At 40.6% G+C, this 13,190-nt stretch carries 10 protein-coding genes; 6 read left to right on the top strand and 4 right to left on the bottom strand.

Features of this window, described 5'->3' with window-relative positions:
• Positions 1-100: 100 nt before the first annotated feature.
• The 3 genes from GWK08_RS03760 to GWK08_RS19360 form a co-directional block, all read right to left on the bottom strand.
• On the bottom strand, positions 101-715 hold the full coding sequence (locus tag GWK08_RS03760; RefSeq protein ID WP_163605561.1) for a deoxynucleoside kinase: 615 nt from the start codon (positions 713-715) through the stop codon (positions 101-103).
• 167 nt (positions 716-882) lie between these two features.
• Complete coding sequence (locus GWK08_RS03755; RefSeq protein ID WP_163605560.1) at positions 883-1,563, bottom strand: response regulator transcription factor; 681 nt, start codon at positions 1,561-1,563, stop codon at positions 883-885.
• A complete protein-coding gene (locus GWK08_RS19360; protein ID WP_163605559.1) occupies positions 1,547-3,085 on the bottom strand; it encodes a sensor histidine kinase in 1,539 nt (512 codons plus the stop codon). Before GWK08_RS19360 ends, GWK08_RS03755 begins: the two co-directional genes overlap by 17 nt.
• Before the next feature lie 127 nt (positions 3,086-3,212).
• Between GWK08_RS19360 and GWK08_RS03745 the strand changes: the two genes are divergently transcribed.
• From GWK08_RS03745 to GWK08_RS03720, 6 genes are all read left to right on the top strand, one after another.
• Positions 3,213-3,599, top strand: coding sequence for a hypothetical protein (locus GWK08_RS03745; protein ID WP_163605558.1), 387 nt, complete (start codon positions 3,213-3,215; stop codon positions 3,597-3,599).
• Positions 3,600-3,621: 22 nt separating this feature from the next.
• Positions 3,622-4,446 carry a GLPGLI family protein gene (locus GWK08_RS03740; RefSeq protein ID WP_239524850.1) on the top strand — a complete coding sequence of 275 codons (825 nt, stop codon included), beginning with the start codon at positions 3,622-3,624 and terminating at the stop codon, positions 4,444-4,446.
• 3 nt (positions 4,447-4,449) lie between these two features.
• The gene (locus GWK08_RS03735; protein ID WP_163605556.1) at positions 4,450-5,619 is read left to right on the top strand and encodes an aspartyl protease family protein; all 1,170 of its coding nucleotides are present in this window, start codon (positions 4,450-4,452) and stop codon (positions 5,617-5,619) included.
• A 30-nt stretch (positions 5,620-5,649) separates the two neighbouring features.
• Complete coding sequence (locus GWK08_RS03730; protein WP_163605555.1) at positions 5,650-8,346, top strand: carboxypeptidase regulatory-like domain-containing protein; 2,697 nt, start codon at positions 5,650-5,652, stop codon at positions 8,344-8,346.
• A 136-nt stretch (positions 8,347-8,482) separates the two neighbouring features.
• Complete coding sequence (locus tag GWK08_RS03725; RefSeq protein ID WP_163605554.1) at positions 8,483-9,391, top strand: GLPGLI family protein; 909 nt, start codon at positions 8,483-8,485, stop codon at positions 9,389-9,391.
• 27 nt (positions 9,392-9,418) lie between these two features.
• Entirely contained in the window at positions 9,419-12,115 is a 2,697-nt protein-coding gene (locus GWK08_RS03720) for a TonB-dependent receptor (protein WP_163605553.1), read from the top strand.
• Between the two features lie 25 nt (positions 12,116-12,140).
• Here GWK08_RS03720 and GWK08_RS03715 read toward each other — a convergent pair whose 3' ends face one another.
• The gene (locus GWK08_RS03715) at positions 12,141-13,184 is read right to left on the bottom strand and encodes a zinc-dependent alcohol dehydrogenase family protein (RefSeq protein ID WP_163605552.1); all 1,044 of its coding nucleotides are present in this window, start codon (positions 13,182-13,184) and stop codon (positions 12,141-12,143) included.
• Between the last annotated feature and the right edge of the window lie 6 nt (positions 13,185-13,190).

Here is a 13,190-nt window from a genome sequence, read left to right as displayed (position 1 = left end):
CATCGATTTATAATGATGTATCTGCTTAATTTTATAATGATCACGGAATAACTCCGGTAGAATTCAGAGAATACCTTACAGTTTGTGAATACGGGAGTTTTTAAAAAAGTCCGTGTAGCTCGGCATCAATCCTGTTGATGACACTTCCCAGATCTTCGGGACTGTCCACAAAATTAAGATGATCTACATCAACGATAAGAAGTTTTCCCTTATCGTAATTCTGGATCCAGGCCTCATAGCGTTCATTCAGCCTGCTTAGATAATCTATAGAGATAGAATTCTCATATTCCCGCCCTCTTTTGTGGATCTGATTTACCAGATTCGGAATAGAACTCCTCAGATATATCAGCAGATCCGGAGCCTGAACCAGGCTTTCCATCAATTCGAAAAGGGAAGTATAGTTACTGAAATCCCTATTGGTCATAAGACCCATAGAGTGGAGGTTAGGCGCAAAAATATGAGCATCTTCATAAATAGTCCTGTCCTGAATTATTTTTTTTCCACTTTGTCTTATCTGTAATACCTGCCTGAAACGGCTGTTTAAAAAGTAAATCTGCAAGTTAAAACTCCATCTTTCCATCTGGGTATAAAAGTCATCGAGGTAAGGATTGTCTACAACATCCTCATAATGAGCTTCCCATTTAAAGTGTTTTGATAATAATTTGGTCAATGTAGTTTTTCCGGCGCCGATATTTCCAGCAATTGCTACGTGCATTTTTTACTTTTCTTTGATTGTTGTTGAAGTGGTTTTTTAGCAATTGTAAATATACAAGTTCTCCTCTTTTAGAAGAAGATCTTCTTTATAAATATGAAGTGCACTGAAAAAAAATCGTTGTACAGTAGTTTTTCGGTGATAAAATTAAAACAGAAAACAAATCAGGATCAGCAGATCAGTTTATAACCGTAACCCCTCACATTTATTATCTGGATATTCTCATCTTTATTTAGTTTCTTGCGTAGTTTGGTAATAAAGACATCCATACTCCTGGCGCTGAAAAAGTCATCATCTCCCCAGAGTTCCTTCAGTATAACGGAACGATCCAGGATCTCATTTCGCTTTTCGCTTAAATGAAACAGTAGCTGTGCCTCGCGATGTGTGAGTAATTGCGTATCTCCTTCCGCCAGTAATGATTGTTTGGGATAGTTAAAAGTGTATTTCCCTATCTTAATATTCTCTACATCCGAAGACAATTTAATACGCCCCAGAAGAGCGTTTATCCTAACGATAAGCTCTTCCATGCTGAAAGGCTTTTTAAGATAATCGTTCCCCCCGTGATTAAAACCGTCTACCACGTCTTTGGTCTGTGATTTTGCGGTCAGGAAAATAATGGGGGTCTTAGGGTCTATCTTACGTACCTCCTGGGCAAGGGTAAACCCATCTTTCTTAGGCATCATTACATCCAGCACCAGAAGCTCGGGCTTTTCTTTCAGGAAAGTTTCGTAAGCCTCTTCTCCGTTCCGACAGAACAAGACCTCAAAATCCCTGGTCTCCAGGCTTTCCTTTACGATCTGCCCCAATGCTATTTCATCTTCCGCAAGGAGAATTTTAGTGTTTTGCCCCATTGTACAAACGTATTTTAAAGATGGTGTATTTGGTGTCGGGAACCAGCTGAATAGCCCCTCCGTGTTTTTCGACGATCTTTCTGGTGTAGTACAGACCAATACCAAAACCTTTTACATCATGCCTGTTGCCCGTAGGGATCCTGTAAAATTTATCGAAGATCTTTTCTCGATGGTTTTTATCGATCCCTTCTCCGTTGTCTGCAATGGTGATCTCAACAGAATCCAGTACTGAATTCAGGTTAATATCTATACTTTCTCCTCCGTACTTAACTGCGTTATCAATCAGGTTGGAAACTGCATTTTCCAGGTGAAAATGATCGGCCTGAATAATATGTGTTTCTATATTGGATTTAAAAGATAAGTATTTCTCCGGAGAGATCATCCGATGTTTATCAGTCAGGCTCTGCAACATATCTACAATATCCAGAGGTTCTTTGTTAAGCAATAATTTATCACTGTCCAGTGTAGCTGTTTCCAGGAGTTTTTCTACCATAAGGTGCAGCTTTTTCAGCTGCTGATTGGAAATGCTGAGGTATTTTTTCGTTTTCTCCTTATCATTCTCACTGTTAAAATTCTCAATTCCCTCCAGGGCGGTACTGACCGTAGTGATAGGTGTTTTGAACTCGTGGGTAATATTGCTGATAAGATCGTTCTTGATCTCTGCCAGTTGTTTCTGCCGGTTGATCACCCTCAGTAAATAAAGCATGCATGCAATTATACTTGCCGACAGGAGAAAAGACAGAAGAATGCCGGTCAACCCACGCTTCAAGGCGATCAGACTTAAGTTGGAAAAGGCTATTTTCAGTTGTTCTCCCCTGGGTAGATAAGTGGATTTTGAAAAAGCGTAGAGTTTAAATTTAGCATCGTTCACATTGTTAAAGGAATCGATAATAGTAGAATCTCTTTTATAATGTCCCAGGGCGTAATTCAGATCGATATCCTTCCTCTTTAGTTCAGAATTGATCGCTTTGGTCAGTGCGTTAAAGGCAATCGAATCGCGGGTAACGGAAATAATGATCTTGTTAGCCAGAGATCTTATGGTACTGCGATTAATACTGTCTACTCTTTGCTGTCCCCTGAATACGGAAAGTCCGGTAATACGTTGAGGACTTATTTCGCTGGCATGTACATGATTTGAATCGTTCAGATCAAACCGCTGTGTAAACTGGAGGGTGTCTCCCGGATCAACAAAAATAGTATCGGCTTTGGTTCCGACACTGATAGAATCTAAACTGAAAAACTCAGGGCTTTTTATTACCCGGCCAATAAACCTTTTTGCCCGGTCGACAGTATAGGTGGAATCATTATCTCTTTCCGTATCTACAAAAGCAATTATATCTGTCTTGGCCAGATCTGCATAATATATTTCCACTCCATTATCCAGAGCAGTTTGCACCTCATTGATCAATTGTTGTTTATTGATCTCATAATTTTTAATGTTCCAGTATACCTGAATAGCAATAGTAGCCACAATGGTGACTATGATAAAATTGATAATCAAATAACGGTTCCTGTTTTTCACATGTCAAATGTAATAACAATAAATAGTTTATAAAGAACCGCTTAACACACGTTAACACTCGTTAACCGAAAGACGTAAAAAACTAACCCACTTTTGTAAAAGAAAATCACTTAAACTCTATTGTAAAATGAAATACTTTATACTTCTAACATCTCTTTTTTTATCTGCTGCCCTTCCGGCGCAGAATAGCTTTACTACTGAAAACACACTGCAATCGGCTAAAACAACCGGTTCCAATACCGTAAGATCATTAAAAATTGAAGCCACCTCTATGGAAGATCTGGAAAATATCGATTGGGATGATGTGATAAGTGTTTTTGATGGAAATAAAGAAGAAGATGAAATACAACTGATAACCATATTGAACTTTAAAAAAGACGATAAAGCCAAATATGACGGGAATATTCAATTTTCGGTCAAGGGAAAAACAAAAGATCTGGATAAACTGGTAAAGAGAGCTAAAAACCAGCAGAGGAAAATAAAAAGAATGTACAATAAACTTAATACCAAATAAAATGAATAGCACTTTTAAAATCTTGACAATTGCATTTCTGATAACAGGGCTGAATCTGAATGCTCAGGAATTGCAGGGTACGGCTTATTACAAGACCAAGAGAAAGGTTGAAATTAAACTGGACAGCACATCGGCTACCAGTATACAACAGGAGCAGCTCAATGCTATACTCAAAAGACAGTTTGAGAAGGAATATGTACTTAATTTTAATAAAACCGCATCTACTTACAAGGAAGTGGAAAGTCTCGGCGATGCCAGTAGTTCTGCCGGCGGTGGAGTCAGAATTGTAGCTTTCGGAGCAGGTGGAAGCGGAAATGATGTTCTGTACAAAGATACCAGGGCAAAAACCTATACCAATCAGAGAGAATCTTTCAGCAAGCAATTCCTGATCAAGGATTCCCTTCAGAAAGTGGAGTGGAAACTGGAAAATGAGACCAAGCAGATAGGTAATTACACTTGTTATAAGGCAACCTTCGAAAGAGAGGTAGAGCGCAGGCAGCTTAATTTCAACGATGCAGAGGAAGAAGAAAAGACCGTAAAGGAAACGATAGTAACTACCGCCTGGTACACGCCGCAGATACCTGTATCTCACGGCCCGGAGAGGCATTGGGGGTTACCGGGACTTATCCTGGAGATAAATGACGGAAACTCTGTCATGATCTGCAACAAAATTGTGATGAACCCTAAGGAAAAGATCGAGATCATTGAACCCAAAAAAGGGAAAAAAGTAACTCAGGAAGAGTTCAACGAAGTAATGAGAAAAAAGGCAGAGGAAATGTCTAAGATCTACGGAGGAGGAAGAAAGAAAGGAAACGGACAAAGCATTCAAATTAAAATAGGGGGATAATTTATGGTCAGGGTAATTTCTATAATAATTTTAAGCCTTTTTCATTTTCTGATCCGGGCTCAGACGGAGGTCATTCCTTTTGAGGAGAACCAGGGAACGATCTACATAAAGGTTAAGGTGAACGAACAGAAAGAAGAGTTGAATTTCGTATTTGATACCGGGGCTTCTTCCACTGTGTTCGATGCAACTACTGCAAAGAGATTAAATGTTAAAGGAAACACATCAACGCAGGCAACGGGAGCTTCCGGTTCAGCATCCTATGAAGTTGCCCTGTCTCAATCCCTTGAAATTGGAAGTACAAGTTTAGAAAATGTCAATCTTATCCTTACGGATCTTCGGGCACTATCCCGCCGTTCCCCGGTAGATATTCACGGCATCATCGGAAATGATCTGCTTCTTAAGTACTATACACAGATAGATTATGAAGCAAAGACCATTACCCTGTATGATGATGTTAAACAGGTTAGAGACCTGGAAAGTTATAAGGAGATAGATTTTGAATTTAACGGAGTTCCCATCCCGATGCTGGATATTTCCTTGGGCCTTAAGAACGGAAAAAGTTTTTCCGGAAAGGTGTATGTAGATACCGGAGCGCGACTGAGCTTTTTGATGAATACACCTTTCGCGGAAGAAAATAATATTTTGGAAGAAGTTGGGAATTATATCAGTAACAGGGCACAAACTTTAAATTCTTCGACCTCCTTTTCCAGGGCCGCTATCCGGAAAATGGAGTTTAACGGATTTGAATTCGGGGAAATGCCTATCGATATCGCTTCATCCAAAACAGGGGTTACGGGCCAAAAAGGAGTTATGGGGATCCTGGGAAGTGTTGTGCTCCGAAGATTTAATATGGTCATCGATTACAAGCATAAAAAAATGTACCTGAAACCTAATCGTTTTTATAAGGATGATTTCTCATTTCCCAGAAGCGGATTCTCGCTTGTTCGGAAAAATGATGCTGTTGTTGTGGACGGGATCAATCCGGGCTCGGAAGCGGATGAAGCGGGAATACTGCCGGGAGATGAGGTCATTTCTATAAATAACACTTCCGGGACACTCCGGACTTATCGGGACATTTTAAACAATGCTGCAAATACAACTGTGCTGCTAAAAATCAAAAGAAAAAACGGAAAGATCGAAGAAATAAGCCTGGAATTAAAAAGGCTTATTTAAAGAGAAACGCTTAAAAAATCAATTCAAAAAATGAAACAGTTTTATATTACCCTTTTCCTGGGGCTGGGTATCCTTTGCTCTAAGATCAACGCTCAGAATGTTAGAGTAGAAGGTGTAGTGAAGGATTCCCTGAACGCTCCCCTGGAACTGGCCAATGTCCTGGCTCTGAATCCGGAAGACCAGAGTATTCAGTCCTATGCCATTACGGACGAAAGCGGCCGTTTTGCCCTTTCCCTGCCCAATAATAAAACCTATAAGCTCAAAGTAAGCTACCTCGGATACAAGACCAAAGAAGAAGACCTGGTCATAGGAGATAGCAGGGAGAAAATTTTTAAGGAAATCGTCCTTTTTAAGGATGTAAATGCCCTGGATGAGGTAGAAGTTGTACAGGAATTGCCCATATCGGTCAGAGGAGATACTATCGTGTATAAGGCAGATGCCTTTACCAACGGGAAAGAGAAAAAATTAAAGAATGTTCTGGAGAAACTCCCGGGATTTGAAGTGGATAAGAACGGCGATGTAAAAGTACAGGGTAAAAAGGTAGACAAAGTATTGGTAGAAGGAAAGAAGTTTTTCGATGGCGATACTAAACTGGCTACCAAAAACATTCCCGCCGATGCAGTCGATAAAGTAGAGGTCCTGCAGGATTTTAATGAAGTTGAACCGACACGCGGACTTAATAACGAGGAATCTCTGGCACTTAATATTAAATTAAAGGACGGGAAAAAGAATATTGTTTTCGGAGACCTGGCTGCAAGTATAGGTCATGACGAGCGTTATTTCGGTCATGCCAATGTTTTCTATTACAGTCCTAAGAAGAGCCTCAACCTTATTGCAGATGCTAATAATATTGGGGAACAGGCTTTTACATTACAGGATTACTTTAGGTTTAGCGGTGGTTTTAGCAACCTGGCGGGAAGATCGGGCTCTTCGTTCCGGGTATCCTCAGACGATATAGGCCTTTCCCTGCTTCAGGACAACAGGGCAGAAGAGATCATCTCCAATTTCGGAGCCCTGAATTTTAACCTGAACCCAAATAAGAAATGGCAGTTTTCAGGCTTCCTGATCGGATCTGATATAGATACCGATCTCCGGTCCTCAACTTTAAGGACTTACCTTCGTAATGAAGACGACAACAACCTGGAGGTCCTGGAATCCAACATCAACCAGGAAAACAAATCGGGTTTGTTTAAGTTCACCGGAAAATATACGCCAAGCAAAAAGCTAGATATCAGTTATAATGCTTTCCTGAAAAAGTCGGAAATAGCACAAGCCAATAACAGGCTCTCCGATTTTGCAGGAGTGCAGAACAGTATACAATCAAATAGTGAGCAACAGCCGTTCTCCATCAATCAGAGTTTTGATGCTTTTTATGCAAAGGATGCCAAAAACGTATTCTCGTTCCAGGCTCAGCATCTGTACAAGGAACAGGATCCGTTTTATAACCTGATCACCTCAGAAGTGCCTTTTAACGGAGGACTACCTTTAATAGATGATAACGTCTATAACCTCTTGCAAAACAAGGAGATCCTTACCAATAAATTTGATGCGTCCTTTAATTACTACTATGTATTGAACAAAAAGAATCACATCAATTTTATTGCGGGGAGCAGCCTAAGCAATCAGAAACTGGTATCCAATATTCGTCAAAGAGAATCGGGCACGGGAGATGAGAATGAACTTGGAGGTGGATTTCTTAACGATGCGGATTACAATTTCTCCGATATATACTTCGGACTGCGCTATAAAGTTAAATTCGGATCATTTGTTGTGAGCCCCGGAGCAAATGTCCATTTCTATAATACTACGGATACACAGCAGGGGAATGAAAATAAACTGTCCAAAACCCTGGTCACTCCTAGCTTATTTGCTAGGTACTCGATCAGGAAATCAGAGTCCCTGACCCTTAACTATTCTGTTAATGCAGAGTTTACCGATGTTAATAATATTGTTTTGGGAACGGTTATTTCCAGTTACAATACTTTATTCGATGGGAACAGGAACCTGGAAAATCAGTTATTTCACAGATTTGTATTGAGATACACCAATTTTAACTCCTTTAATTTCACTAATATTTTCGGGACCCTGACCTATACCAAAACTATAGACGGGATCAATAATACGGTGGTCTTTAACGGGATCAATCAGGTACTTTCTCCTATTAATTCCGGCGATGTGAACGATGTGCTATCTGCAAATGCTTCTTTTGAAAAACGTTTTGTATGGTTTAAAACAAAACTCACCGGAAACCTGTCGTATAGCAGTATTAACAACACTATAAACGGATTGGCAAATACAAATACGAGTTTTACACAGAATTACAGGCTTTCATTTGAGACCAATTTCAGGGATGCCCCTAATTTTGAGATCGGATTTGACAAAACCATCAATAACTATGAAGGGAGCCAGACAGATTCCAGGTTCATTACCAATGCGCCTTTTGCAAATGTGGAAGTTGGTTTCCTGAAGCACTTTCTGTTTACTGCAGATTATGTCTACACCGATTATATAAACAGGAATAACGACACTAATAATTCCTATGATTTCCTGAATGCTTCTCTTTTCTATCAGAAGGAAGGAAGTAAATGGGAGTTTAAGGTTTCGGGAACCAATCTTTTAAATACGGTTTCCATTAACCGTGATTCTTTTTCGGATTTTCTCATCAGTACAAATCAGTATTTTGTCCAGCCCAGATACGTGGTATTTGGGATCAAATACGATTTGTAGTCGAAGATCTCATATATTTTAATCATTTGAAAAGCACCTGTCGGGGTGCTTTTTTTTGTTAAAAAGAAGGGCCTGTTAAACCTTTTGTGTTTCCCGTAGTCTAAAGGCTATGTAACCGATCTAAAACATCAATTTAATGAGATTTCTTTTTAACAAAATGGCCGTTCCGGTCTTTTTTCTCCTGAGTGGTCTTTGGTTGAATGCACAAGACTTTCAGGGAATTGTTACCTATCAGAGCAAGACAACTTTAGACCCGAATTTTGGCGGGAACCGTTTTAGTGAACAACAGCGTAAGCAAATCGCAGAGCGCATGAGAAGCCAGCTGGAAAAAGTGTATTTCCTTTCTTTTAACGGAAGTGCATCTGTGTATGAAGAAGAAGAAAAACTGGATGCTCCGACTGCCGGCCCCGGAGGTCGTGGCAGGGGAGGTCGCTTTGGTTTTTTCGCAAGCGGGGGACTTGGAGGCTCCGGAGATGTATATAAGAATATCTCAGAAGATGTCTATGCCCAGGAAAGTGAGATCTCAGGAAAAAAGTTCCTTATTAAGGACGGTCTTGAAAAACTGGAATGGAAACTGGAGAACGAAAGTAAAATGATAGGAGATTATGCTGTATTTAAGGCTACTGCCGTTCGTAAAATAGAAGATTTTGGTTTTAGGGGCCGAAGATTTGGCCGCGATGGCCGGGAAAGAGAACAGAATGAAAAAGATTCTACAGCAACTGCAAGCAATAATGATGAAATAACAATAAACATCCCTGAAGAGGAAACAATCACCGCCTGGTATACCCCTCAGATCCCGATCGGTCACGGACCGGGGAATTACTGGGGGCTTCCCGGCCTGATCCTGGAAGTCAGCGCGGGCCGCACTACCATCCTCTGTACCAGGATCGTTCTTAACCCTAAAGACAAAGTGGAGATCGAAACTCCCTCCAAAGGAAAGGAAGTGAGCCGGGAAGAATATGCCGAGATCGTAAAGGAACGTATTGAAGAGATGAGAGAGCGTTTCGGACGTGGGAACAGAAGAGGTAACGGAAGAAGATTTTAAGGGGTTAATTGTAACAGTATTTTATTCATGAAACTAAAAGGATTATTCATTCCGCTTGTATTTCTGTTTTCGTTTTTTACTAATGCTCAGAATGTCAAGGTCAACGGAACGGTAAAGGACAGTATTGGAAATCCGCTGGAACTGGCCAATGTACTTGCAACTATAAAGGCCACAGGAAAAATAGAAACCTATTCTATTACCAGTAAAGAAGGAAGGTATCAGCTTGTCCTTCCGGTTAATGCAGACTATATTTTAAAAATAAGTTTTCTGGGGTTTGCTCCTCAATCCAAAGAATTGAAGATTGGGGCGAACAGTGAGGATATAACAATGGATTTTGTTCTGAAACCTCTTACCAATGAGCTTGAGGGGGTAGAACTGGTATCCGATATCCCGGTTACCGTTAAAGGAGATACCATCGTGTATGCTGCGGATGCATTTACTAACGGAAGGGAAAAGAAACTCGGAGATGTACTTAAAAAATTACCCGGAGTGGAGGTGACCGATGATGGTGAGATAGAGGTAGAAGGTAAGACGGTAAGTAAGGTTATGGTGGAAGGGAAGGATTTTTTTGACGGCGATTCCAAACTGGCTACCAGAAACATCCCGGCAGATGCCGTAAACAAAGTAGAAGTACTTAAGAATTACAACGAGATATCCCAGCTGAGAGGCCTCGGGAACGATCAGGACAATATTGCCATCAATATTAAATTGAAGGAAGGAAAGAAAAAGTTTTGGTTTGGGGAAGTGACCGCGGGGATAGGTGATGGCGAACAAACGCGCTACCTTGCCCATCCAAAGCTCTTTTACTACAGCCCGAAGACGAGCATCAATATTATTACCGATTTTAATAATATAGGAGAGGTACCCTTTACCCGGCGGGATTACTTTAATTTCACCGGAGGCTTCAGGAATTTTAACCGTAACGGAGGAACCTCATTCAATATCAGCGATAGCGGTTTGGGTTTTGCCGTGGCACAGAATAACCGGGCCAATGAGATTGAAACAGGCTTCTTTGCAGCAAATTTCAGTCATGAAATTTCCTCAAAATGGGACATAAGCGGATTTAGCATTTTAAGTGATAACAAGACCAATTTTGTAGAGACTTCCATTCGCCGTTTTATACAGACCAATGTTACGGAAACCAATACCAGCGATAGTGATCAGAGAAGCCAGCTCGGGATGCTCAAACTGAGCTCGGTGTTCAAACCGCATAATAATTTTCAGCTCGATTATGACGCCCTGATCAAAATATCGGATGAGAGCGAATTTGCTACAGCCCTTTCGGTTTTTGAAGATGTGATCAACCCTATCATCGAATCCAAGGAAAATAAACCGGTATCCGTTAATCAGAATGCCAATATTTACTATACGCTGAACGATAAAAATATATTTGCAGCTCAGGTACAGTATCTCTATCAGGATGAAGACCCTTTTTACAATGCCATTGTACAGCAGCAACCTTTTGTCGGGATCCTTCCGGTAGATCTCAATCAGAGTGCTTTCGACATTAATCAGGAGAGAAATGTGGTGAGTAACAAACTGGACGCCAAGGTCGATTACTACTATGTGATCAATAATAAAAGCAATCTGAACTTCAGCATCGGGAGTACACTTAGCAAACAGGATTTTAATTCCTCTATTTTCCAGCTACTCGATAACGAACAGGAACTGAGTTTTGACGAGGAGGAACTGAACAATGATGTAACTTTTTATTTTACCGATCTTTTCTTCGGATTGCACTATAAATTCAAAACGGGCATATTTACGTTCACCCCGGGAGCAACCCTCCATAGTTATACAACGAAGAGTGATCAACTGGGGCTGGAAACCGATCAGAATGATATCCTGCTTTTACCCGACCTCTTTGCAATTGCACAGTTAGGGCAGAGTGAAACCATTCGTTTTAACTATCGGATGACAGCAGACTATACGGATATCAACAACTTTGCAGAAGGTTTGATCTTTAACAACTACAACCGCCTTTTCAGAGGGAACAGGAATATAGAGAATGCTATTTTCCATAACTACAACCTGAGTTATTTTAACTTCAACCTGTTCAGTTATGTCAATATTGTCGGCTCCTTAAATTATACAAGACGTGTAGATGCTATTAAGAACAATACCGAGATCGTAGCCATTAATCAGGTATCTGCTCCTATTAACAGCAATTTTGTAGATGAGGTCTATAGCGCGAATGGACGCTTTTCCAAGAATTTCAGGAAGTTTAAAATAAATACCAATGCCAGTTTATCTCAAAGCAACCTGAATAATATTGTTAACGGAGAAAACAGGGAATCGACAAGCTTTACTCAGAATTACAGGAGTAGTATAGAAACGAATTTCAAAAAAGGATTCAATTTTGAGGTGGGTTATAACCGTATCATTAATGATTACGATAATGGCGGGGTAATAAGTAAGTTCTTTACCGATCGTCCTTTTGTGAATTTCGAGCTTAACTTTTTAAAGTCCTTTACTCTGGATGCCGAATGGAATTACTACAATTATACCAATGATGACGATACTATTCAGAATGAGTATTCCTTTCTTTCGGCAAATCTCTATTATCAGAAAGAAGGAAGTAAATGGGAATTTAAAATTCAGGGAACTAATCTACTTGATGTAGATGACATAAATCAGGATAGTTTTAATGAAAATTTCAGTACTACGACCCGGTTTTTTGTTCAACCGCGAATTTTAATGTTGATTGTTAAATACAATCTTTAACTCTAGCAATTTTAGAGGGAAAAGATTAGCTGAAATCGTTAATGACAGTAACTCCGGTACCTTTAAAATGATTCAAATTTTTCAATACTTCAACCCCTTTCTCTAAGTTAATGGTTTTCCCGATTAATTTCTGGGGTTGGAGTTTTCCGCTTTCTATCATATTCAGCATGGAAGGATATTCATATGCCTGCATTCCGTGACTCCCTTTAATTTCCAGCTCATGAGCTATTACCTTTCCCATGGGGATCTCCGGGGAACTCTCGGTTCCGGCCATTAGGCCCACCTGCACGTGCCTCCCTCTGATCCTCAGGCAGGAAATAGAGTTATGACAGGTTGCCTTGCTCCCGAGGGCATCAACTGAAACATGTGCTCCTCCATCGGTAATGGATTTAATCGCATTGACCACATCCGGTGTTGTTTGTGCATTTACCACCTCATGTGCTCCTACCGTTTTGGCAAAATCCAGTTTTTCATCCGAGATATCAACAGCAATCACTTTTGCACCCATAGCCTCGGCGATCATAATGGCAGAAAGCCCGACACCTCCGCATCCGTGAACGGCCACCCATTCTCCCGGAGCCAGTGCACCTTGTTTTACAATGGCCCTGAACGAAGTTACAAATCTGCAACCCAGGCTCGCCGCGGTTTCAAAAGACATAGCATCCGGAATTTTAACCAGGTTCAGGTCGGCATAATCAATAGCTACATATTCGGCAAAGGATCCCCAGGCGGTAAAGCCGGGTTGAAACTGATTTTCGCAAACCTGCTGATTCCCGGTATGACATTCATGACAATGCCCGCAACCACATACAAAAGGCAGGGTTACCCTGTCGCCTTTTTTGAAATTACTAACGAGTTTTCCGGTTTCTTCCACAATACCGGCAAGTTCATGCCCCGGAACATGAGGAAGTACAATATCTTTATCATGACCCATCCATCCGTGCCAGTCACTTCTGCAGATCCCGGTAGCCATGACTTTTATGATCACGCTTTCGTCATTGAGCTCAGGATAGGGAACATCTTTTACTTTTATCTCTCCTCCGAATTCTTCGTAAATAATTGCTTTCATTGGTTG

The organism is Leptobacterium flavescens, from assembly GCF_010671605.1.
Classification (GTDB): domain Bacteria; phylum Bacteroidota; class Bacteroidia; order Flavobacteriales; family Flavobacteriaceae; genus Leptobacterium; species Leptobacterium flavescens.
The sequence above is the reverse complement of the archived record's forward strand: the minus strand, read 5'-3'. Positions and strand labels throughout refer to the sequence as shown.

Coding starts and splice junctions, on each gene's coding strand:
- GWK08_RS03725 (WP_163605554.1), top strand. CDS start 8,483: ATGAGATTTCTTTTTAACAAAATGGCCGTTCCGGTCTTTTTTCTCCTG.
- GWK08_RS03760 (WP_163605561.1), bottom strand. CDS start 715: ATGCACGTAGCAATTGCTGGAAATATCGGCGCCGGAAAAACTACATTG.
- GWK08_RS03715 (WP_163605552.1), bottom strand. CDS start 13,184: ATGAAAGCAATTATTTACGAAGAATTCGGAGGAGAGATAAAAGTAAAA.
- GWK08_RS03745 (WP_163605558.1), top strand. CDS start 3,213: ATGAAATACTTTATACTTCTAACATCTCTTTTTTTATCTGCTGCCCTT.
- GWK08_RS03755 (WP_163605560.1), bottom strand. CDS start 1,563: ATGGGGCAAAACACTAAAATTCTCCTTGCGGAAGATGAAATAGCATTG.
- GWK08_RS03720 (WP_163605553.1), top strand. CDS start 9,419: ATGAAACTAAAAGGATTATTCATTCCGCTTGTATTTCTGTTTTCGTTT.
- GWK08_RS03735 (WP_163605556.1), top strand. CDS start 4,450: ATGGTCAGGGTAATTTCTATAATAATTTTAAGCCTTTTTCATTTTCTG.
- GWK08_RS03730 (WP_163605555.1), top strand. CDS start 5,650: ATGAAACAGTTTTATATTACCCTTTTCCTGGGGCTGGGTATCCTTTGC.